17 protein-coding genes are annotated in these 24,619 nt (G+C 43.8%); 10 read left to right on the top strand and 7 right to left on the bottom strand.

What is annotated here, in order from left to right; translation table 11 throughout:
• The first annotated feature begins 28 nt into the window (after window positions 1-28).
• From LJ658_RS16285 to LJ658_RS16255, 7 genes are all read left to right on the top strand, one after another.
• Window positions 29-2,440 (top strand): ABC transporter permease, encoded by a 2,412-nt coding sequence (locus LJ658_RS16285; protein WP_230547596.1) that lies wholly within the window; start codon window positions 29-31, stop codon window positions 2,438-2,440.
• A gap of 102 nt (window positions 2,441-2,542) precedes the next feature.
• On the top strand, window positions 2,543-4,111 hold the full coding sequence (locus LJ658_RS16280) for a glycoside hydrolase (RefSeq protein WP_230547595.1): 1,569 nt from the start codon (window positions 2,543-2,545) through the stop codon (window positions 4,109-4,111).
• 18 nt (window positions 4,112-4,129) lie between these two features.
• The gene (pxpB, locus tag LJ658_RS16275; RefSeq protein ID WP_230547594.1) at window positions 4,130-4,861 is read left to right on the top strand and encodes a 5-oxoprolinase subunit PxpB; all 732 of its coding nucleotides are present in this window, start codon (window positions 4,130-4,132) and stop codon (window positions 4,859-4,861) included.
• Window position 4,862: 1 nt separating this feature from the next.
• On the top strand, window positions 4,863-5,855 hold the full coding sequence (locus LJ658_RS16270; RefSeq protein WP_230547593.1) for a biotin-dependent carboxyltransferase family protein: 993 nt from the start codon (window positions 4,863-4,865) through the stop codon (window positions 5,853-5,855).
• A 16-nt stretch (window positions 5,856-5,871) separates the two neighbouring features.
• Window positions 5,872-6,630 (top strand): 5-oxoprolinase subunit PxpA, encoded by a 759-nt coding sequence (locus tag LJ658_RS16265; RefSeq protein WP_230547592.1) that lies wholly within the window; start codon window positions 5,872-5,874, stop codon window positions 6,628-6,630.
• A complete protein-coding gene (locus tag LJ658_RS16260; protein WP_230547591.1) occupies window positions 6,631-7,812 on the top strand; it encodes an NRAMP family divalent metal transporter in 1,182 nt (393 codons plus the stop codon). It abuts the gene before it with no gap.
• Between the two features lie 10 nt (window positions 7,813-7,822).
• Entirely contained in the window at window positions 7,823-10,405 is a 2,583-nt protein-coding gene (locus LJ658_RS16255; RefSeq protein ID WP_230547590.1) for a M1 family aminopeptidase, read from the top strand.
• 25 nt (window positions 10,406-10,430) lie between these two features.
• On the opposite strand, the gene LJ658_RS16250 is transcribed toward LJ658_RS16255, so the two are convergent.
• From LJ658_RS16250 to LJ658_RS16225, 6 genes are all read right to left on the bottom strand, one after another.
• A complete protein-coding gene (locus LJ658_RS16250; protein WP_230547589.1) occupies window positions 10,431-12,188 on the bottom strand; it encodes an ATP-binding protein in 1,758 nt (585 codons plus the stop codon).
• A gap of 8 nt (window positions 12,189-12,196) precedes the next feature.
• Window positions 12,197-12,766 (bottom strand): YfiR family protein, encoded by a 570-nt coding sequence (locus LJ658_RS16245; protein ID WP_230547588.1) that lies wholly within the window; start codon window positions 12,764-12,766, stop codon window positions 12,197-12,199.
• The gene (locus tag LJ658_RS16240) at window positions 12,766-14,715 is read right to left on the bottom strand and encodes a TonB-dependent siderophore receptor (protein ID WP_230547587.1); all 1,950 of its coding nucleotides are present in this window, start codon (window positions 14,713-14,715) and stop codon (window positions 12,766-12,768) included. The genes LJ658_RS16245 and LJ658_RS16240 overlap by 1 nt, the downstream gene beginning before the upstream one ends.
• Before the next feature lie 136 nt (window positions 14,716-14,851).
• Window positions 14,852-16,507, bottom strand: a complete 1,656-nt coding sequence (locus tag LJ658_RS16235) for a hypothetical protein (protein ID WP_230547586.1) — start codon at window positions 16,505-16,507, stop codon at window positions 14,852-14,854.
• A 14-nt stretch (window positions 16,508-16,521) separates the two neighbouring features.
• Window positions 16,522-17,724 (bottom strand): hypothetical protein, encoded by a 1,203-nt coding sequence (locus LJ658_RS16230; protein ID WP_230547585.1) that lies wholly within the window; start codon window positions 17,722-17,724, stop codon window positions 16,522-16,524.
• A 126-nt stretch (window positions 17,725-17,850) separates the two neighbouring features.
• Window positions 17,851-18,024, bottom strand: coding sequence for a hypothetical protein (locus LJ658_RS16225; protein ID WP_230547584.1), 174 nt, complete (start codon window positions 18,022-18,024; stop codon window positions 17,851-17,853).
• Window positions 18,025-18,142: 118 nt separating this feature from the next.
• Between LJ658_RS16225 and LJ658_RS16220 the strand changes: the two genes are divergently transcribed.
• On the top strand, window positions 18,143-18,415 hold the full coding sequence (locus LJ658_RS16220; protein WP_230547583.1) for a hypothetical protein: 273 nt from the start codon (window positions 18,143-18,145) through the stop codon (window positions 18,413-18,415).
• A 3-nt stretch (window positions 18,416-18,418) separates the two neighbouring features.
• On the opposite strand, the gene LJ658_RS16215 is transcribed toward LJ658_RS16220, so the two are convergent.
• The gene (locus LJ658_RS16215) at window positions 18,419-19,957 is read right to left on the bottom strand and encodes a lipase maturation factor family protein (RefSeq protein ID WP_230547582.1); all 1,539 of its coding nucleotides are present in this window, start codon (window positions 19,955-19,957) and stop codon (window positions 18,419-18,421) included.
• 214 nt (window positions 19,958-20,171) lie between these two features.
• Between LJ658_RS16215 and LJ658_RS16210 the strand changes: the two genes are divergently transcribed.
• Both LJ658_RS16210 and LJ658_RS16205 read left to right on the top strand, forming a co-directional pair.
• Window positions 20,172-23,060 (top strand): glycoside hydrolase family 38 C-terminal domain-containing protein, encoded by a 2,889-nt coding sequence (locus LJ658_RS16210; protein WP_230547581.1) that lies wholly within the window; start codon window positions 20,172-20,174, stop codon window positions 23,058-23,060.
• A 263-nt stretch (window positions 23,061-23,323) separates the two neighbouring features.
• Entirely contained in the window at window positions 23,324-24,571 is a 1,248-nt protein-coding gene (locus LJ658_RS16205) for an arsenic transporter (protein ID WP_230547580.1), read from the top strand.
• Window positions 24,572-24,619: the final 48 nt, after the last annotated feature.

Genomic DNA, 24,619 nt, shown 5'->3' with positions numbered 1-24,619 from the left:
GCCCTAAACCAATATCAAAATCAACAGTATGCTTAAAAATTATTTACGCGTTATTTTCAGGAACCTGGGTAATAATAAAGCCTTCTCGTTTATTAATATCGTTGGGCTGGCAATTGGTATGGCCGCGTGCCTGTTTATATTGCAATATGTAAGTTTTGAATTAAGTTATGATAACTTCAATACGAAGGGAGATCGTCTGTACCGTATCAATCAGGACCGTTATACCGGCGGCAAGCTAAGCACCGTCTGGGCTGCAGGTGCCTCTGCGGCAGGCCCCGCTTTTAAAACTGCTTTTCCCAACGAAATAGAAGAGTATGTGAAGTTGTTAAGTACGGGTCAGGCGTTAGTATCTCATAATAACAGATCATTCGTTATTAACAATAATTTTATGGTTGGCCCCGGTTTTTTTAAAATGTTTAGCTATCCGTTATTACAAGGTGATGCAAATACTGCGTTAAAGGAGCCCCGATCTGTAGTACTATCGGTTAGCGTAGCAAAGAAACTGTTTGGCGGCGCCAATGCCATGGATCAGAATGTTACCATATTTAATAAACCTTTAAAGGTAACCGGCATTATGCAGGACATGCCCAAAAACTCGCATTTAAAGCTGGATGTTATGGAGTCATATTCCACGCTGAAAGAAATTTTTGGCCTGTCACCATCTTTTGATCTGGAAACAAAATGGTTTTCTGACGGGTTTATCACCTATGTCCTACTCAAGCCTGGCGTTAATGTTAAAGCCCTTGAAGCCAAATTTGTACCAATAGCTAAACGCGGACTTGCAGACGCACCTAATGAAGCCGCAGTGTATACCCTTCAGCCGGTAAAAGATATCCATCTATATTCTAACCGGACCGGAGAGGCAAGTCCTAATGGCGATGGGAAATCAGTTTACCTGCTATTAGGAGTAGCTATATTTGCGATCATTATTGCCTGGATAAATTATATTAATCTGGCCACCGCACTCGGCATGGCCCGCGCTAAAGAGGTTGGTGTACGCAAAACCCTGGGATCAGCCAAAATCCAGTTAATAGCTCAGTTTATATTTGAAGCAATAATACTTAATGGTATAGCTATGCTGCTGGCGATCGGCATGATTGCAGTCTGCATCCCTGGGTTTGCTACTATAAGTGGTGTAGGCGCCGGTTTCTCACTATTCAGTAAGCCGATATTTTGGTTATCGGTATTGGGTATTGTCACTATAGGCTCCATTTTATCCGGATTTTATCCGGCTATTGTATTATCAAGTTACAAGCCGGTTGAGGTGTTAAAAGGCAAACTGCCCAATATCTCAGGCGGAGTTATACTGCGTAAGGGTTTGGTAGTTTTTCAATTTGCCGCGTCTATTTTCCTGCTGATTGGCGCATTAACCGTATATAAACAGATCGACTTTATGCAAAACCAGAAGCTGGGGGTTAATATAGACCAAACGGTTGTGATAAGGTCGCCGCTTATACAGGTTGATTCGCTGCGTCGCGATATGCATATATTTAAAGAAACGGCGCTTGCATTGCCGTCCGTTAAAAGTATTACCGTATCAAGCGATGTGCCCGGTAGCCAGGTGAGTACCAACCGGGGCAGACTGCGCATGGTGGGCCAAAGCGAAAACTCAAGTGTACAGGCGCGCGTGATTACGACAGACTATGATTTTTTAAAAAATTACGGCATAAAAATTATTGCTGGCCGTGATTATTCGCCGCAATACCCCGGAGATGAAGAAACATTGATAGTTAATCGTTCGGCCGCTGTTTTATTTGGCTATAACAAGCCGCAGGATATCATAGGTAAACAAATGATATTTGGTGGAGGACCGCACACCATTATAGGCGTTACTGAAGATTTCCACCAGCAATCGCTCCGGGATAAATATGACGCCATAATTTTTGATTTTAGCTCATGGGCAAATGGCAATGTTTCAGTAAAAATAAACGCTAATAATGCTGCCCAAACAATAGCGGCTTTAAAAGCTAACTGGGCCAGGTATTTCCCGGGCGACCCGTTTGACTACTATTTCCTGGATAACCATTTTAACGAACAATATAAGACCGACCAACGCTTTGGCAGAGTGTTTGGCATATTTACGCTGATAGCCATATTTGTTGCCTGCCTTGGCCTTTTCGGTCTGGTATCATATACCATTGTACAACGTACCAAAGAAATAGGTATACGCAAGGTGTTAGGGGCTACGGTTAATAGCATACTGCAGTTACTATACAAAGATTTTGCGTTGCTGATCCTGCTGGCATTTTTAGTGTCTGCACCTTCTGCATGGTATGCCATCCATCAATGGCTTAATAACTACGCTTTTCGCATTGACATTAGCCCACTCTTCTTTTTACTGCCATTTGCCATAGTGGTTATAATAGCTTTTGCTACGGTCTCCTGGTTAAGCGTAAAAGCAGCGTTAATGAACCCGGTAAAAAGCCTAAAAACAGAATAATAACGTAATAACAAAGAAATAAACTTGCTGGTTTATAAGTTCGAGTGCAATGCCTGCCGGTCTCCTATATGGAACCGGCTTTTTTATTAATAAATTACGCCGGTGAAAAAAATAATAAACTACTTATTTTCTGCGGCTTTAATTTCAGGCTCGTTTTCTTCAATTGCTCAGGATAAAGCGGCGATAACGATAACCATTGATGCTAAAAATAGCGCGCAGACTATACAAAACATAGGCGCGTCAGGTTGTTGGTTTTCTGAAAGTATTGGCAAAAACTGGCCGTTGGCAAAACGCCAACGGATGGCCGAGCTGTTATTTAGTAAACAAATTCTTCCGGATGGAACGCTTAAAGGGATAGGCTTATCCGCCTGGCGGTTTAACATTGGCGGCGGCAGTGCCGGGCAAGGCGATAGTAGTGGTATCCGAAATCCAAGCCAACGGGTTGAATGTTTTTTAAACCCGGACGGAACTTATAACTGGGACAGGCAAGCCGGCTATCAATGGTTTTTGCAAAAAGCCAGGGATTATAAAGTTGAAAATCTAATCGCTTTTGCCAATACACCGCCGGTACAGTTTACACAAAATGGATTTGGCTTTAAAACCTCAAAAGACTATAAATCCAATTTAAAGGCAGATAGTTATAGCGCTTACGCGGATTTTTTGGCGCAGGTAATTAAACATTTTGATAGCAAAGGCCTGCATTTTAATTTTATAAGCCCGGTTAATGAACCGCAATGGGATTGGTCGGGTAAACCGGGCCAAGCCGGCCAGGAGGGGAGCCCTTGGCGTAACGATGAGATTTATCATGTTGTTACGGCACTTAACACTTCGTTACAACAAAATAAGCTGACTACGCAGATACTTACTCCGGAGGCAGGTGATCTGACTTATCTATATAGTGGCAAGTCGGCTTCGGCATACCAGATCCAGCAATTTCATACAGACACAAGCAGATATAGTTTTAATAAACTAAGTCATGTACCGCGTATTGTAGCGGGCCATAGCTATTTCACAGAGAATGGCGACGATATGTTGATTAATGTACGTCAGCATTTGGCAGACACCACAAACAAGTATGACGTCATGTTTTGGCAATCTGAATACTCTATGTTGGCGGATGGGTTTAGAGAAGGAACAAAGGCACGGCGCAGCCAAATAGATTGTGCTTTGTTTTTGGCAAAAGTTATCTACCATGACTTTACCGTTGCCAATGCTACAGCCTGGCAATTCTGGAACGCGTGGGAGCCTGGCAATGCCGAATTTGATACCCGTTATTACTTGCTTGCTTTAAAGCCTAATGCTGATTATACCGATGGCGAATTTAGCATAACAAAAAACTTATGGGCGCTCGGAAATTACAGTCGCTTTGTGAGACCGGGTATGAAAAGGTTAAACATCAATCGTGGCGATACGCTAACCTTAAAACAAATTGCCCAGGATGTGATGGTGGCTGCGTTTACCGGCGGAAAAGATAAGCTGGTATTGGTGGCTATTAATTATACGCAACAAGCCAGATCAATAAAACCTGATTTGAAGAATTTTAAGCAAATAAAAAGATATCGTACTTATGTAACATCGGCCAATGATAATCTTAAACCATCGGCCCTGCAAAGTTTAATTGGCGATATAAGCTTATCGCCGCGATCGGTAACAACAATTATTTTTGACTGATTTTTCACAACTTTGGATATGCACAGTGCCGACACGCCAGATCAAACGCTACGCATTTATTACTTAAGCGAGGAAGCTGTTACAATTGAGTTTGGGCAGGTTATCGACCTGCATTTGCTTGATCGGGTAAGCGTGCTAAATATGTTACTGCATCAACAGCCTTTTGCCGGTTTTTGTACTGCCGTGCCGGCCTACGCAACATTAACGGTCTTTTTTGATCCGCTGTCGGTTAGCCGATCTGATTTGCCGGGCAAAACTTGTTTTGAGAAGGTATCTGGCTTTCTGCAAAATTCAAATCGACTAACAAAAGGAGAAGTACATAATGCGGGCAATGTTATTACTATCCCGGTATGTTATGATAAAAACTTGGGTCCGGATCTGGAAGAAGTAGCCAGGCTGCACAAACTGAGTATCGAGGAGGTCATCCACTTACATAGCGCGGCTGTTTATAAAGCTTACATGATTGGGTTTGTACCGGGTTTTGCCTATCTGGGTGGGATGGACGACCAATTGACCACGCCCCGCAAAGCAACACCACGCAAAGCGGTGCCAGCCGGTTCGGTTGGTATCGCGGGTGCGCAAACAGGTGTTTATCCAATGCAAACACCGGGCGGCTGGCAGATAATAGGGCGGACGCCGGTTAAATTATTTGATGCCGGCAGATCACAACCATCACTTTTACAGGCCGGCGACCAGGTAATATTTAAACCTGTTAACCGGGCCGAATTTAATGAATTAGTAGGGGAATAATATGCAGATACGGCTTATAAAACCCGGCTTATTAACAACCATACAGGATATGGGCCGGCGTATGTATTTGTCGCAGGCAGTATCGGTTTCGGGTGCTATGGACACCTTATCGGCGCGGATAGCCAATAAAGTACTGGGCAATAATAATAACGACGCAGTTATTGAATTTACCTATGCCGATGCTGAGTTTAAAGCCGATATGGACGTCCTTATAGCATACGCCGGTGATGGTGCTACGCTAATCGCAGCTTCACAAAAAATACCCGCCGAACGTCCGTTGTTTATCCCAAAAGGAACAACCGTTAAACTGATTAATAGGAGTTTGGGCTGCCGTACCTATTTGTCAGTTGCCGGTGGATGGGATGTTCCTGAAGTTTTAGGTAGTAAAAGCACCTTCATTACAGCAGGTTTTGGCGGATTAGCCGGGCGGGCGCTAAAAGCCGGCGATACATTAAACGGCGCGGAGCAAGTATCAACCATTACACAAAAAATATTAGATAGCCTTAAAGGCGATGGATTGAGCTATACCAATTGGAGCCTGCCGAGCCAATTAATATTACCTGCCGATCGCAAAACCATCCGTGTTATACCTGCTCATGAATTTAATTGGTTTGATAGTCAGGCTATTTTAGATTTTCTGTCGACTGCTTATATAATTGGCTCAAATAGCAACCGTATGGGGTATCACCTGGAAGGCGCGGTTTTAAATCGCGTAAAAAAAGATGAATTGCTGAGTACGGCAGTTACCCCGGGTACCATCCAGGTCACCGGCAATGGCGGCATGATACTTTTAATGGCCGACTGCCAAACTACGGGGGGATATCCGCGTATGGCGCAGGTTGCCTTGGTCGACCTGCCTCTGTGTGCTCAGCTTAAACCTGGCGACGCTATTTATTTTAAAGAGATAGGCCCACGTGAAGCAGAAATGCTGTATCTTGAACGTGAACTGCAATTGCAAAGGCTAACAACTGCTGTTAACAGCAAATTTTTATAATCAGATATTTAACATCATGCAAAGCATAGATCTTAACTGCGATATGGGCGAGGCGTTTGGTAACTACCCGATGCCCAATGATGACATGTTGATGGATTACATTACATCAGCCAATATAGCCTGCGGATACCATGCCGGCGACCCCGAAGTAATGCAGCATACCGTTGCCATCGCCATAAAAAAGGGTGTAGCTATAGGCGCGCATCCTGGCCTGCCCGATTTGCAGGGCTTTGGCCGCCGGGATATGAAGATAACGGCTAATGAAGCCTACCAGATCACCCTTTACCAGATCGGGGCTTTATATGGTTTTGTTAAAGCGGCAGGTGGCAAATTGCATCATGTAAAGGCGCATGGCGCATTATATAACATGGCAGCTAAAGATGCCGCGCTGGCTAAAGCTATTGTGCAGGCAGTACATGATTTTGATTCGTCATTAATCTTATATGCGCTGGCTGGCAGCGAAATGATTGAGGCTGCAAAAAAATCGGGTATTGTTACCGCGTCCGAGGTATTTGCTGACCGTACCTATCAGGACGACGGCTCGCTTACCCCACGCAGCCAAAACAATGCCCTAATAACTAATGAGCAGCAAACGATTGAACAGGTTTTGCTGATGGTGCAGCAGCAGGTAATCTCGGTAAATCGAAAGAAAATTCATCTTAAAGCGGAAACGCTTTGCCTGCATGGCGATGGCTCTCACCCGGTTGAGTTCGCCAAAATGATCAGCCAGAAATTAAAAAGCGAGGGTATAATCATTAAGGCCCCGGTTGTATAAATGAAGAAACAGTATAACTGGAGCATACTATTAGGTGCCGCCTTTCTGATGGCGTCATCGGCCATCGGCCCCGGGTTTTTAACACAGACCGCAGTTTTTACGGAGCAATTAGGCGCCAGTTTTGGTTTTGTGATATTGCTTTCCGTAATACTGGATGCTATTGCGCAGCTAAATATCTGGCGTATTATAACAGTGGCTGATAAGCCAGCGCAGGACATTGCCAATATGGTTTTTCCGGGTTTGGGTTATTTTATTTCGTTCCTGGTTTTTTTAGGGGGGATGGCGTTTAATATCGGCAATATCGCCGGCGCAGGACTGGGGCTCAATGTGTTGTTTGGCGTTAGCGTAGGGCAGGGTGCTATCATGAGCGCTATTATCGCCATAGGAATATTTGTTTACAAAGAAGCAGGTAAGGTTATGGATGTTTTCGCCAAAACCATGGGCCTGTTAAAAATAGGCTTAGCACTGTTTATCGCCTATATCAGTAAACCTCCGTTGATCGAGGCGGCTTTCCGGTCAGTAGCGCCAACACATTTTAGCTTTACCGCTGTGCTGACTATTGTGGGGGGAACTGTCGGCGGCTATATTACCTTTGCCGGTGCCCACCGGCTGCTGGATGCCGGGCAAACGGGCAAAGAAAATTTATCCCAAACCAATAAAGGCGCGTTAAGTGCAATAGGCTTAGCCTCTTTAATGCGAATATTGTTATTTATTGCGGCATTAGGTGTTATTACTGCAGGTGGCAGGCTTGATCCGGCTAACCCGGCGGCTTCAGTTTTTAAATTGGCCAGCGGGCAGCTGGGCTATAAAATATTTGGCCTGGTAATGTTTGCGGCTGGGGTATCATCGGTAGTGGGTTCGGCCTACACCTCAGTTTCGTTTGTCAAAAGCTTTCATCCGGTGATATTGAAATTTAACCGCGAAATCATTATTTGCTTTATCATTATATCGTGCATTATTTTTGAAATTGTGGGCAAACCGGTTAAAACGCTTTTAGCGGTTGGGGCAATTAACGGGTTTATATTACCCATTGCTTTAGGTGTGATGCTGATGGCAGCTTATCGCACCAGAATTATAGCCGACTATAGGCAGCCCGTTTTGTTAACCATATTAGGTATTATTGTGGTAGGCACCATGACATGGATGAGTTGCGGGGCTATTATTCAAATGTTAGGTTATTAAAGTTTTATCAATGAGGATTTATAAGTTAAGCATCATATTATTACTTTTAAATACTGCTGCCTGTGCGCAGATGGTGAAACCGTTACCTGTCGAACCCGGCGTATCCCAGCAGTTGGCAGGGTATCGTAAAAAGGTGATCAGTAATGTTTACTACCGCATGAGTTTTAAAATTCCCGATGTAAAAAGTAAACCTGTTACCGGCGGGGTAGTAATTGAATTTGAGCTTAGTTCGGCAGAACAGGACCTTCAAATCGATTTTAAACACGATGCCAATTTTATCACCGAGCTTCAGTTTCTCGTTAATACCAGTTACCAGAAAATTCCGGTATTGATTAACAACGAACATATTATTATTGATAAAAAATATTTACATACCGGCTCAAACGGTGTCGCCATCTCATTTATAGCTGGTGACGCTTCACTTAACCGTAATGATGATTACCTGTACAGCCTGTCTGTCCCGGATCGTGCGCGGACAATTTTTCCCTGCTTTGATCAGCCTGATATGAAGGCCAGGTTTTCTTTAATGCTTAATGTGCCTAAAGGCTGGTGGGTATTGGCTAACGGTAAAACCGAACTACGGTCACCTCGCGAAGAAAAAGATGGGACCTTTAACTTCTTTTTTGATGATACCGAAAAACTTCCTACTTACCTGTTTTCGTTTACCGCCGGTAAATATACATCTGTAATCAAAAATGTTGGCAGACGCCCGGCGGAATTTTTGTACCGGGAGACTGATTCAACTAAGATCAAACTCAGCGTTGATTCTGTTTTTAAGGCGCATGCGGATGCCATAACTTTTTTAGAGAATTGGACTGGCATAGCATTCCCGTTTCAAAAGGTGGGTTTTGTGGCAATCCCTGATTTTCAGTTTGGTGGGATGGAACACCCCGGCGAGGTGCAGTATAAATCATCGGCGTTGTTTTTGGATGACGGCGCTACCAAAGATCAGTTAATTGCCCGTGCCAATGTGATCTCGCACGAAACAGCACATATGTGGTTTGGCGACCTTGTAACCATGCAATGGTTCAATGATGTTTGGATGAAAGAGGTGTTTGCCAATTTCATGGCTGATAAGGTTGCTGAGAAACTGCAGGGCAGCGAAGCTTTTAACCAAAAGTTTTTACAAGATCATTATCCTGCAGCTTATGGCGTTGACCGCACACAAGGAGCCAATCCTATCCGCCAGCAGCTGGATAATTTGCAGGATGCCGGTTCGCTTTATGGTAATATTATTTACCATAAAGCGCCTGTTATGATGCGCCAACTGGAAAAACTGATGGGTAAAGAGAATTTCCAAAAAGGTATCAGGGAATACCTGAAAAAATACGCATACGGCAACGCCACCTGGGATGACCTGATAGCCATTTTAAGCAAGTACAGCAAAACAAATCTTTATACCTGGAACAAAGTTTGGGTAAATCAGCCGGGCAGGCCGGTATTTAATTATGCAGTTAATTATAAAGGCAATAAGATAAATAGCTTTACAATTAACCAGCGTCCGGAAGCCGGCGCTAATCGCATTTGGCCACAGATGTTCACGGTGGCCTTGCATTATCCTGCCTACACCAAAAACATAGCCGTAAATATGGATAACCAAACCATAAACCTGGCATCGGTTAATGGTCTACCCAAGCCGCTATATATTGTATTTAATGCGGATGGTATGGGCTACGGTTTGTTCCCGACAGATAAAGACATAGCACGTAGTTTATTTGCTATAAAAAGCCCGTTAGAAAGAGCGTCGGCCTATATTGCCGCTTATGAAAATATGCTGGCCGGGCGTTCATTTAAACCTGAAGAGTTATTGACGCTGCTTGCCGGTGGTTTAACCGCCGAAAAAGACGAAATGAATCTGCGGCTGATAAGCGGTTACATCACCGGTATTTATTGGGGCTTTATCAGCCCCCCCGGTCGGCCTGCCTATACTGCCCGGCTTGAAAAACAGTTATGGACTGCAATGGAACAGCAAACCCCGGCCAATAACAAAAAAATACTTTTTAAAGCCTACCAGGATATTTATTTAAGCCCTGAAGCCGACAACCGCATAACCGTGATTTGGAAGGATCAAAGAGCTCCGGCTAGTGTTAAGTTAACCGAGGATGATTACATAAGCCTTGCACTTACAATTGCATTGAAAAGTAACACGGTAACTAATGTTTTGCAGGAGCAGCACGACCGTATTACTAACATAGAGCGAAAAAACAGACTGACATTTTTAATGCCTGCCCTGTCATCAGATCCTAAAGAGCGCGACGACTTTTTCATTAGCCTTGCCGAACGCAAGAACCGCCAAAAAGAGGCTTGGGTAAATACTGCTTTAGCTTATTTAAATCATCCGCTTAGACAAAATACATCTATAAAATATCTGCCAAAAAGTTTGGAGCTGGTAGAGGAAATACAAAGAACAGGCGATGTGTTTTTTCCGCAGTCATGGTTGGGCGCCGTACTGGGTAGTTACCAGGATAAAGCAGCCCTGCAGATAGTAAGCGATTTCCTGAAAAAACATCCCGGCTATAATCCTAAACTGAAAGCTAAAATTTTGCAGTCGGCAGATAATTTATACCGGGCTCAAACTATATTACACTTGTAGTAGTGAGCTATTAAACCGGAATCTGCTATTTCACGTCCAGCATGAACCAAAAAGTTGAGCCCTTACCTTCTTCACTTTCAACTTCGATTTTACTGTCATGGTAGCGCAAAATCTCAGATACCAGGTATAGTCCGATGCCAAAGCCGGATACAGTTTTTACCTTTTCATTTCTTACCCGGTAAAAACGATTGAAAAGTTTTTTCTGATCTTCGCGGCTGATACCTATGCCCTGATCTCTGATGCATACTTTGATTTTCCCGGCGCTAACATTGCAATCAACCAATATTGTGCTATTGGTAGGTGAGTATTTTACCGCGTTGCTTAGCAGGTTAATCATTACCTGCCCAATCTTATCCTTGTCTGCATAAACTTTAACGCCATCGCAGCCTTTAAACAGTATCGTATGGCTGATTGCCAAAAACTGCGCATCTGCCGTAACTTCCTGTATAACGGGATGCAGATCGAATAACTCTTTGGTGAGTTGAATTTTACCTTCCTCAAGCCTGGTTAGATTAAGAAAGTCATTAATCATGGTGGTCATTTTTTTCGACTGTGCATCAGCACGGGTAAGTGCATTTAGCTTAAACTCATCTTGTTCAGTTTTGGCTTTTGCCAGCAGTACCTGGATGTATGACCGGATAGAAGTAAGCGGTGTTTTGAGCTCATGGCTAACCATGGCTATAAAATCATTTTTGCGCTGCTCTTCCAGTTTCTTTTCACTTATATCGCGGGCAATTTTTGATGAGCCGATGATATCGCCATGGGCATTTTTAACCGGTGATATAGTCAGTGACACATCAAGTAGTTTTTTTTCTTTCGTTATTCTTTGGGTTTCCCATTGGCTAACGCTTTCGCCCTTTTTTAAACCCGACAATATTTCAATTTCCTGGTTTTGGACTTCGGCCGGTACAAGTATCATTATCGACTGGCCAATTATTTCATTAGCCTTATAATGGAACATTCTCTCGGCAGCATCATTCCAACTGTTAATTATGCCATCCAGTGTCATGCCGACTATGGCATCATTTGATGATTCAACTATAGCGGCCAGTTTTGAACTTTCAATAGCAGCCGCTTTTATTTCAAGATTCTGTATTTCAATTTGGTCGAGCATTTGGTTAAATGAGTCCGTCAGCGTACCCAACTCATCATTACTGGCCTTAACCGCGCGTAAAGCATAGTCATTGTTTTCTGAAACCATCGTTGCCGTTTTTTTTAATGACAGGATAGGTTTTGAAATAATCCTCTGCACCCTAATCGACAGTATGTAAGCAACAAATAATAATACAGCGATGAGAATGAAGGCTATCCACGCAAAATTTATAATCTGACTGGAAATCTCAGTCATATCAGACTTTATAAACAAGGTGCCCAATTGATATGATCTTTGAAAAACGGGTTCAAAACCAACCAAATAAGATTCTTCAAATGTATAACCTGCTTTTTGAGGTTTCGCCGGGAAAAATTTCGGTGAGATGTTTGACGGATACGTTGCAAACAGGTTTCCATCACTGTCATACAGGCAGGCAGCAACAATATGTTTGTTAGCCTTAAGGGTATTTAGTGTTTCGGTAGCATCAGTACGGCTTTGAAAAGCAAGAGCCGCTGAACTATTGGCGGCCGCAATCACTGCTAATGTTGATACATTGCTTTTTAACGTATTTTTATAACTTGAATATTCAAAAATCATGTAAACACTACACATTATAAGCAACACAATTGAACTAATGAACAATATAGCGCCCATTAGTTTTCGTCGGATAGGTATGTCGTTATAGTTCATTTCTCAAATTAGTTAAGTTTGGCTATGCTAAGCAGTTTTGAGCTTATTTCAAGTTTTGAGTTTTTTGTAGCATTAATATTTATTTCGATTTTTACTTTATTGTTTTGCTTAAAGAAAGAAATATTACTACCCCTGGTCCCCAAACTGGCAGAGTCACTTACAGTTAAAATTTTTTGGTTATTGGTGAGTGCTAATACGTTTTGTTGGATAACAGGGTTGGCATTTATAAACAACATATGGCAATTGGTAGCGTCATTAACATCAGTATAACGCACAACTATTATTTTATGGGTGCCTATTTTTTCGCCTTTTACAAGCTCATCCAGATAAGGCCCAAAGGGGTCATCGCCAATGATGCCAATTATAAAGGGAGCATCGGCAGATTTAAAAACTGACGACGGCCAGTTAACAAACTTGGTGAAATTAAAGATAAAGGCAGCTTTTACCTGATACTCCAGCGATGGCTTATGTTGCGCCTGCACTTTTGAAATATTAAATGAAAAAGCAAAAAACAGCATGACAGCTAAAAGCCTTATGGCCTTTAACAATCCGGCAGTTGTATATTTTGCTTTAGCCATTAAAACCTGATTGCGATCTTACCATAAATATTTCGCGGAATACGGTTAGCAGCAAATTCCACATGATTTGGGTTAGCAATATTTTGCCCTGCTACCGAAAGTTCAAGGGATTTGTATTGCCAGGCCACGCGGACATCTAAATTGGCATAACCATTTACTGCTGGTATCCCCGCAATAACCGACCGCGGACGGCCGCTGACGAAACGACCTACAACATCAAATTGAAAATGTTTAAAAAGATCAAGCATAGATTGCAGCATAACCTGATTTTGGGGGTCTGTACCTTCATAAGTAACATCAAAAGTATGTCCCGGCTTGTCCTCAATGTTTTTATGGTAAAATGTATATCCACCCCGCAACCGCCAGCTTGCGGTAGCCTGGTACATACCGGTTAATTCAGCACCTTCCGAATTTCCCTTCATGCCGTTTTGTATCAGGTAGGTTAAGGTGCCGGGCACTACCTCTACGCTATAAAGGTCATCATATTGGTTATAAAAGGTAGCTATTGACAATGATAGCTTTTGATTTGCCTGCACGCGGTACCCCAGTTCATAAGCAATTAGCTTCTCTGATGTAAAGTTGGGACCACCACCCACATTTTGTACTGATGGAGCCACCGGATAAGTAGGGATATGATAATCAACATCTATGCGGCTTGGCGTGCGTACAGCGTGGGATATAGAGGCCCACACGGTTTGTTGCTGAACCGGTGTCCAAGCCAGGCGTACGCTTGGCTGAATTTCAAAACCAGAATAATCATTATGCAGCAATTTTGTGCCGATGGTAAGTTTAAAAGCATCAGGCACTAACTGGATTTCATCCTGTATAAACCCACTGTAGAGGTGCAGATTCCTTACGGCTGGTACAAACCCGACAAATGTACTGGTGTTTTGCGAGTTGTCGCGCATTAGCCGGTAACCGGCGCCCCAAAGCAGGTTATTATCTTTGCTTAGTTGAACATGATGCTGCAGATCAATGTCATACGTTTCCAGCTGATCATTAATGGTGCCCAGCAGATCCCGTCGCCACATGCGGTCATAATAGGCCTGTACCTGCAAATCAGATTGCGGCGAAAAGGTGTGTGACCATTGGCCCATTATATCCTGGTGGTCAAAGCTGCTTGGCCCCGGACTCGTATGTTCTGTTCCGCCCTCAGCATTGCCCTGAAATGAAAGTTTATTTGCTCCCCCGGCATCATAATCAACCCTTAAACCGCCTTGGTTCAAATACCAGTTATCGGTATTATTTTGTCCTTTGGCGTTAAGAGTTTGATCAAGCTGGTTGTGTAATCCATATATTCTATAACTTATAGCAGAACCAATATTGCCGCCATACCGCGCCGAAAACTGATCATGCAGATACCTTCCTGCCGCTGCTGATAGATATAATCCCTGGGTGTCTTTAGCTTTTTTAGTGATGATGTTGATAACCCCATTTACGGCGTTAGCTCCCCAAATGGTACCACCGGGTCCGCTAATAATTTCTATCCGGTCTACATCCTCTAACGGCACGCTTTGCGCATCCCAGTATACACCTGCAAAAAGGGGGCTGTAAACAGTACGGCCATCAATCAACACCAGTAATTTATTAGAGAATACATTATTGAAACCCCGCGCGCTGATGATCCAGGCGTATGAATTGTATTGTGCCACCTGCAAATTTGGTGACAGTCTTAAAGCTTCGGGTAAATTGGTAGCGCCCGAGCGATGTATATCTTCCTGCGTGATTATTTGTATTGCAGATGCTACTTCTGATAATTTTTCAGGCCTTTTTGATACAGAAGTAACTTCGATATTCATCAGCTCTTCTATTGATAACTTTTTTATTTTTTTTACAGAAAGCCCTGAACTATTTTGTTGTGAGTCAACACTGGTTTGTGAAACAGCACATAGCGGATGTAATACTCGCAGAGCTAACAAAAACAAGAATGTTTTGTAAAATTGTTTCATGCGCACAATAGGTTATCAGGATGAGAGTTACTAACAAACCGAATGCAAGTTGGTTTTGTTTAATATTTCCCCCAGTGATAATGTATCCATAAGTGTTTAATAATGAGCGTTTATATTCCGCTTACATTATAACCAATTATTTTACCTCTGCATCAAAAGCACTATTCAAGATAACACCGTTACGTTTGGTCTGTATCCAAATACGATATTTGCCGGGCTGTGGGAAAGTATAGGGGAAACTGATTTGATGCGCCATTGCCCCTTCTTTCCCTGATGTCATATCCGGCATATTAACCATCAAAAGCTTATTGCGCCGGGTTTCGTCCATGGCGTTCACGCGGGTTATAAAATGGTTGATACTATCTGCAAAGACAGCCGGTTGCGGCAAATATTTATCTAAAGGCTCATGAAAGGCTATCCTGTCTAGCAGTGCCTTTTGCGACGCCATTGAATAACTGCCGGCCGGATGCAGGTGGATGTAAACGCTGCCATCGTCTTTTAATATTACTGCGTGTGCCATCATGCCCATATAGGGCTCTAACCTGGCCGGTTTACGGTCGGGGCCAAGTATTTCAAACTTAAGCATGGTTAGCTCATTAGCCCTGATTTGCTGGCCGGGGCTTTGCAGCCAAATGGCGGTTGAACCATCGTTCAGCCTGGTTTCAATACCCGGCAGACCACAAACCGCGGCTCCGGTTCTGACAGGGCTTTTGTTGTCTACCGGATTACTTATATAAAAAGTGTCGTCATTGTCAGGCGCTAAACCAGCAAAATTGTTCAGCCCTGCGGTATGGAAGATGTTTTCTTTAATATTTAGTGTATCAACAATAGTTTCTGCAAACCCGCTCAACCGGGTAATATCTGCATAAACCCAATATTTACCAGCAGGCAGATCAGGCATTTTGGCCGCAAATGTTATCGAATCTAAACGTTGGGGGTGCAGGTGTGCAAAAACATCAAGGTCGCCTGCCTTTATTAAAAAAAGATGCATCAGCTTGCCATGATCAGGCACCAGGTAATTCATTGCCCGGGTAATGTTCATGCGGCGGCTGCGCCCCATATTGTTGAGCTGACCGGTATCAATACGCAGCGTTAACGTGCCAGCCTGCTCGTTTACAGATGTGGTAGCCTGCAATGGCCGGTATAAAAACTTGTTATAACTATCGGCCGCTACGTTCCACCATGCCCGTCCTCCCCAAAGTATCAATAGTAATATAACCAGTGCACTAACGCTGCCGACGATACGGCGCCTGCGCAGGCCTTTGGTTAATTCTTCCCCCGGGTTTAGCTGGCTGTCGCTAACACTTGAGCTTATTATGGTTACCATCAGTAACAGTAAAAAAACGGCCATGGCTAAAAGGCCCCAGCCTAAACCAGCGGGCATTGATCTTTTAGCAGTTGATACGGCCATAACAGGCACTAATACCGTGCCCCTGCCTTTTGGCCCGTCAACCATTACTTCAATGCTTGATGTGCCAATATTCATGAACCATATTTTTACATCAAAGCGCCCGGGTTGGGTATCTGATGGTTTTGCCGGGTCGGCGCGGGGGGTGCCGTCTGCGCCGGCCGACCAGTAAACAGGTTTAGCACTTACCTGTACACCTTTCACGCCATCTTCCATATACACGGTTACCATTGCCGTTCCAGGGATAACATCTGGCGGATTGATACTCACTATCACTTTATAAGGGCCGGCATTGCCTTCAAACGTTACGCCGGGGCTGCCTACGTGTGCATAGCCATGATAGACTGTTAAAAGCAGTGCTAAGCAAAAAATAATTTTTTTCATGATATATAGTTAGGTTACCGTTTAACAGATTTCATCCAACGGCCCCAGGCTAATCCCAGCCACGACGATAAGACACCAAATACGCAGGCGATAGTGAGGCCGATTATCAGTACGGGGCCTTGATCCACCTTATATGGTGCAAAGTCATAGCGAAATATAAAATTTGGGTCAGAACCGAAATACCATGATGTGGTACCAAAAAACCAATTACGGGCGTAGGGCCCGCTCAGAAAATCACCAAATGGCCATTGTACAGCAAATAAGATCAGGGTAAAGGACACGCCCAGCGCCAAAGCTTTAACAATGGGTTGTTGATTTTGCAGGCGCTGGTTCAGCCAGTCAATAGCCAGGGCAGGGAAAATAAGCAGTAACGGAAAATGAAAGCTTTGATAATTTGTAATATGGTTAAATACCGGGCCCAATTTAGGTTCGGCATGAAATAGCGGGAGTATCCATACCATTAAGGCCATTACTATTGTATAAACGGCGGCCATGTGTGTAGCGCCCCATTTACTGGTTGATGCCCTGGACACGGCAACCAGAAATAGCGGGAACAAACCACTGCTAACCTTGTAAAACAAGCTTCTGTGCATATCATGGCGGGTTAGATACTCGGAAGCTATAGTAAACAACATCACCAGTAAAAAGCCTGACGACAACAGGAAGCACCATGATATGGCTTTGGAGGAATAGGTATTTATTGCCGATTGACGGTTCTGTAAGGCTATCACGCTTACCATGGCCCCAAATTGGATAGTAACCATGCCCAGTAAAAGCACGGTGTGCGGGGGCGACAGGATCTGTACATCCAGCCCGAAAGTGTTATGCCACCAGTCATCAAACGGAGCTGATGTGATCATGGCAAAAGCACCCCAGATACAAAACAGAGCGCCTAACGAACCGTAAAAAACTTTCCAGAATTTTATCGACTGTTGTTTCTCTTCTGTACTTCCGGCAAAAGTCAGTCTAAGCACGTAATACCCCGAAAATATGCCGGATGTTACGGCACCAATATACGTTGCCAGGTGTGGCGGCGAAAACAATCCATCGCGTCCTATGCTGGTATGCCACGAAATATCCCATATAAGCCCAACCGTAATGCAAAACGACGCAAATACAACAGCGTAGATATAAACAGGAAGGTTGACGGGGGCGGCATGACTAACCGCTTTTGTCTCCGCCAACGTCTGGGTGGGTGATAACGTTATACTACTCATTGTGAACGGGGTTGCTAATATTGATAATGCCTGGGGCGCAGATGCTATCCGCTATACTAAGGTACATCAAAACTTAAACATAAAAAAAACGCTGCAGATATCCCGTGATTCAATAGTATAAGAGAATTATTTATCGCCAATTTCTTTTTGAGTGGCTGGTGGTGGCAATTCCTGGGGGATCTCTTCAATTTCCTTTTCGGGAAGATCGGGTTCTTTAGGATCAACGGGTTGTTTTACCTCAGGGCGCTCGGGTTGTACCGGCATTTCTTCAGGTTCGTTTGGGACGGTGTGCTTTTTCATAGTATAAATAAAATAGTCGCAAACGGCAAATTGTTTTACTTATCGCGTAAGCAAAAAAGATAATTAAATAATCAGAACCAAACTACACACTCCTTGTTAAACTATAAAACACATGACCATGAAAAACCCATTTGTAAAAAAAAATAACACTGCCCTTATAGCTTTAGGTGTAACAGGTGCTGCGGCAGCAGGTGCTATAGCATTTTTGTATTTAACTAAAAACGGTTCAGCTACGCGAGATAAGATATCAAACTCACTAAACGAAGAACTTGATAAAATTGGAAAAGTATTTACAGACAGCGTGAAGGATATTGCTTCAAACTTTGTCAGTAACAAAACCAATGTTTCCAAAAAAACCGTTAGGGCTTTTGCAGATCATATTGTTAAATAGAGCTTAACGGATCCATCCCTGGTACTTAAGATATTTTATAATGCGTTCGTCACCGGTTGATAATACCGGCAACCATTCGCCAATTTCTTCACGGGTCCAGACTAATCCCTGCGGGTTGCCTGGCCTGGCAAATTTATAACGGTATAAGGTAGCCCTGATAAATCTGGGAGGTTTATCAGGGAACGGATTGACGGCAAAAAGGCTGGTAGCGTCTGCATCGTTATGCAAAAGCTTCCAGGCCAGGTTATAGGTCCAGGGATATTGTTGAGCAGTTGACATAGCGGCAAACCACATTTGCCAGTCTAACCGCAACTGATAGGGTGCTATTTGTGGTGGGCGTTTATTCAATAATACCGGCAGGCCCTTGTAAATATAAGGTTGCCAGCGGGCCTTGTTACCGGTAGTATCGTCAACTGTCCCCTCAAAAATTACATTGTACCGTTCCTGGCCAACACTCCCGAATGCGCCATAGGTGTTAACCAGATCTAAAGGATCAAACGACGTATTCATCACTTGCCCCGGCGATAAAATGTTTATTACCGGCTGGATACTCAATATTGCCACAAGCCCGGTAACTATCCAGGCTGTTATCGTCATGGGTTTTGATTCTTCAGCATGCTCTGCGGCTTCTTTTGCTTTTAGCACCAGTCTTTTAGGTAATAGTTTTGCCCAGAATCCATCGTCAAAACATGCCAACGCCGGAACGATAGTTAACCAGTTTAAAAATGACAGGTTGCCGCTTAACACAATAGCCAATTGAAATAAAATAATAATGCCGCCGGCTATATGACGGGCCATTCGCGGGCCAAAAACAAACCAGAGGGCCACCAACTCGGCCAGCCAGTTAAACCAGACGCCAATTTTAAGTAGTGCATGCGGTAAAAAATGGAACCAACGGGTTAACGGCCCCGGGATGGGCTGTGTTTCAAAATAATAATATAAAGCCGTTGCATCCCGCCAGATCTTATCGCCCCGGTATTTGATCAACCCGGCGCCGAGCATGATCCGGAATGCCAGCCACCTGAATAGTATAATAATAAGTGTGGAAGGGGCGCGTTTGGGGAAAGGGCGCATATCTATTAACGGGCAAAGAAAAATTGCCAGAAAGCCGGTCTCGGTTAATTGAATTTCCCAGCCATAGCCATACCAATCCTGACCTATGTGAACAATTGACAGGTAGCATGCCCAAAGTATGCTAAGCAGCGGCGCATTAGCAAAGCCTGTAATTACCACTATTGATAGTACAAGCCCCAGCCAGGCAACCGTTAACAGCGCGGTATCAGTATGCCAGAACCAAAATAGCGAGGGCAGCCGGATAAATCCTCCGGCTGGCCCCAGGGCATTACTTACCTGTTCAAGGTAGTTGCCTGCCGGGAGCAACCCATGTGCGCCTATTAACGGGATAAGCTGGTTTACGGCCACCATGAAAGCTACGGCATAGACGACGCCCAACAATCTCAAAATAACAAACCGTGTAAGCCAGTAGGTAGGGATGGCATCGGTGGTATCTGTTGAATAGCCTGTTTGTGCAACCGTTTCCATTTTATAGTGGATTAGTTTTTAATAGTACAGCGGGCGTTTAATATGGTTTGTTTAAATTACTAAAAACAGACCGAAATTTGCCGGCTAAAAAGCCGCCATCTTATTAATTAATTATATTTTTAGCATTAAATGAAACGTACAGGAACTTTGATAGCCCGATTAAATTCAAAACTAGCCAAGTGACCTTTAATTGTTAATGATAAAAGATATAAATATGAATAAACTTCGCGCTTTAGCATTGTTAATACTGACAATTGCCGCCCTGAAAGTTAACGCCCAAACAAATAGCCGGCATTTTGGTGCAATTACTTTGCAACCAACTGTAGCCTACTTAAAAAGCAACAGTGGTAATAAGCGGATGGTAAGATTGCTATTTAAAGACGGTAAAAACTTTGATGAAGCAACTGTGGAAATATCATTTAACGGCCAAACAGATCATATTAAAATACCGGCCAGTAAAGTTGGCGAAGATATTATAGAAATTGGTTTGCCCGGCCCGCCGGTGGCGGTTGCCACGCAGGCTACCGTTAAGTTGCACGCCGATAACCAAACTTACGTTGCCCGCTGTATAGTTGAGCCTGCCAAAGCGGATTGGCGCGTATATGTTTTGCCGCATTCGCATGTGGATATCGGTTATACCAATGTACAGGCTAAAGTATTAAAACTGCACATGGATAATATTGATGAATCAATAGATCTGGCAAAAAAAACCGCCAATTACCCGGCAGAGGCCCAATTTAAGTGGACCACTGAAGCCATCTGGGTTGTAGAAAATTATCTAAAGAAAGCCGACGCTGCAAAAAAAGAACGTTTCTGGGATGCCGTAAAGAAAGGCTGGATAAGCCTTGATGGCGCTTACGGCAATACCAATACCAGCATGACCGATTCGCGTCAGCTGATGGAAATGTTCGCTACCGGCCAACGGCTGGCTAAGCAGCACGGGGTAGAGATACATACAATGTTTCAGGGGGATGTGCCGGGCGCCTCGTGGGGGCTTGCAGCGCAGAGCGATCAAACCGGCATTAAATACTTTTTATCGGGGCCCAACGCTTCAGATCGGATAGGTAATTTAGCAAAATGGCAGGATAAACCTTTTTATTGGGTATCGCCGTCAGGAAAACAAAAGCTATTGTTTTGGCAGTGCCAGCCGTATTCAATAGGGTATGCACTTAAAGGTACCAGGATCCCTAACTTTTTTACTGTTGAAGATCCCAAGCCCTATTATAGCGGCCATCCGTCTGATAATTTTTTAAATCCTTATTTGTTTGATTACCTGGGCGGATTAGAACAAAGCGGTTTTCCATACAATATGTCAATCCTTACCTGGGCGATGAGTGATAACGCGCCGATAGATCCTGAGTTACCGGATGCGGTAAAAGCATGGAATGAGCGTTATGCTTCACCAAAGTTGATCATTACGTCAACAAAACAGTTTTTTACCGATTTTGAAGCATCTTATAGGGATAGGATCCCTAATTTTTCTGGCGATTATACCGAGTACTGGACGGACGGCGTCTCATCAGCCGCCCGCGAAACAGCGCTGAGCCGTGAAACATCAGACCGTTTAAAACAGGCGGATGCGATATGGGCCATCAGGGACAAGCCCTCATATCCGGCTGCCGATTTTAACGAGACCTGGAAAAATTTGCTGCTTTATAATGAGCATACCTGGGGCGCTTATAACAGTGTGAGCGAACCCGAAAACGAAAAAGTAATAAGCGAGTGGGCGGTAAAAAAAGGCTACGTTTTGCATGCCAAGGGATTAACTGATACCCTTACCGATAAAGCGATAGCTGTGCCCGCAGCAAAAGCAAATGGGGTTGATGTTTATAACACGCTATCATGGCCGCGTACGGATGTGGTTTATGTAGCAGCATCATTAAGCAGGGCCGGTGACCTGGTAAAAGATGTGGCCGGTAAAAAAATACCCTCGCAACGCTTAAGTACCGGCGAACTGGCATTTATTGCCAAAGGGGTGCCTGGATTTGGTAAAAGTACTTACACGATAAACCCGGGCAACGCTTTCCAACAAGGAGAGTCAAAAATTACCGAAACCGGGTTAAGCAACGGAATTTACACGGTTAATATAGATAAGCAATCGGGTGATATTAATCGGATTGTAAAAAATCAAAACGGTAAAAATTTAGTTGTGGTTGACTCTTCCGGTTTTAACAAATACCTGTACATGCCCGGCGATTCACTACAGAAGATCGAAACCAGCTCGGCTGCTGCTATCACCATAAAAGAAAAAGGGCCATTGGTAGTTAGTTTGCTGGTGACTTCAAAAGCCCCCGGCGTAAATAGCCTTACCCGTGAAATTAGGTTGGTAAATGGCCTGGATAAAGTTGAACTAATTAATACGGTTGATAAGATCGCTATCCGCCGCAAAGAAAGTGTGCATTTTGCATTTCCGTTTAATGTTGCGGGCGCGCAGGTGCGTTATAGTATCCCCTGGGGCAATCTTACCGCCGAAACAGACCAGCTGCCTAATGCCAACCGAAACTGGTACACTATGCAACGTTGGGTAGATGTTTCAAACGCTTCATTCGGGGTAACTTGGTCAAGTCCGGATGCGCCTTTATTTGAAATTGGAAAGATTACTACCGGCGGACTGTTGGGGGGGCTGCATCATGCACCGCAATGGTTAAGTTATACCCCGCAATCATCGCAAATTTTTTCATGGGTGATGAATAATTTATGGCATACCAATTTCAGGGCCGAACAGGGTGGGTTAGCTACTTTTCACTATTTTTTACAGGCACATGCAAATGGCTATGACAGTTTTAAGGCAGAACAGGACGGTTTAAATAATCACCAGCCGCTGGTTGTTGCCGCTGCGTCGGCAGGTAGCGACAAATTGTTTTTTAATGTTAATGGTAACAATGTTTATGTTGAAGCTATCAAGCCTGCCGATGATGGCAAAGGCGTGATTGCCCAATTAGTAAATTGTGGCGCCTCAGATGCGCGGGTAAATATTAACCCCCAAACATCAGCAATCCTGAAAATATGGGAAAGCAATTTAACCGAGGATAAAAAAACTGCGTTAAGCAACAACTTTATATTGCCGGCAAAGGGAGTGATAACTATACTGGTAGAAAAATAATGCTAGCACCTGTCGCTGCGAAATATACTCACAACAAAAAAAATGCAAAAGCAAAATAAACTGAAACAGGCAAATAGTACGTTTTTCATGATAAAATATTAACAAGCTATTGATGCTGGGGTATTAAAACGCTAATATCTATATAGTAAAGAAAGCAATGCGTATGCTACTACCGATGTTTAACGAAAATTTACCGGCGATGTTTTTAAGTAAGGGTTATTGGCAGGTAACAAATGAGATACGTTTGGAGATGACGCCGTAATATGAACTATACCACTATCTGGGCAATCTCTTTTCTGGCCATTGCCGGAGTTATCATGCGGCCATTTAAAGTAGCCGAAGCGGTTTACGCGGTAAGTGGTGTAATCCTGTTGCTGATATTGCAGTTAATTAAGCCCGCAGAGGCTTTAACCGGTGTGTTAAAAGGGGCCGATGTCTACCTTTTTTTAACCGGGATGATGCTGCTAGCAGAAACCGCACGCGAAGAAAAACTGTTTGATTGGCTTGCCGCCCACGCAACCGTAATGGCTAAAGGGTCACCGCACAGGCTGTTTTTATTAATTTATATAGTAGGCGTTATAGTAACTGTGTTTTTATCCAATGATGCAACTGCGGTGGTTTTAACACCGGCCGTTGCGGCAGCCGTTAAAGCTGCCAGGGTGGATAAGCCATTACCTTATTTGCTTATCTGCGCCTTTATAGCTAATGCCGCTTCATTTGTACTGCCTATATCTAATCCGGCTAACCTGGTTATTTATGCAAGCAAGATGCCTTCATTATTGCATTGGCTGGATTTGTACACCATACCATCTGTTTGCGCTGTTGTGGTGAGCTATCTCGCTCTTAAATTTATCCAAAGAAGCTGCTTTAAGGATAAAATACAAACCGGCATTGACGTGCCCCGGTTATCAAATGGCGGTAAAACCGCTTTACTGGGCATAGGTTTTACGGCTATCGTATTATTAATTTCTTCCGCGTTAGATACTCAGCTGGGATTACCTACTGCAATAACCGGTGTGATCACCTCGGGTATTGTAATCATCCGTTCAAAAAAAAATCCGCTGCTAGTAATCAGGGGTGTTTCATGGTCGGTTTTGCCATTGGTTGCCGGCCTGTTTGTTATTGTTGAAGCATTAAATCATACGGGTTTAACGCAGCATTTGGCTGGTGCATTGAATAATGCTATTGTTCATTCTGTATCCGGTGCGGCTTGGGTCAGCGGCGGCATTGTCGCGGTGGTTTGTAACTTAACCAATAATCTACCCGCGGGCCTTATTGCCGGCAACGTTATTCAAAATGGCACTGTCCCTGAGGTGGTTAAAAGTGCAATACTTATCGGTGTCGACCTGGGGCCAAATCTTTCCGTAACCGGTTCGCTTGCCACCATATTATGGCTGGTAGCTTTACGGCGGGAGGGGCAAACTATAAGCGCCTGGGCATTTTTAAAAATCGGCAGTATTGTTATGTCTGCGGCGCTTATTGCAGCGCTGGCATCTTTATGGATTTTTTAGAGGCATACTTTCCTGGTTGTAAGATGCCTGTATCCGGCAGGATGTCGG

The sequence above is a fragment of the Mucilaginibacter sp. UR6-11 genome, assembly GCF_020880695.1.
GTDB lineage: Bacteria > Bacteroidota > Bacteroidia > Sphingobacteriales > Sphingobacteriaceae > Mucilaginibacter.
This window is presented reverse-complemented; position numbering and strand designations above follow the sequence as displayed.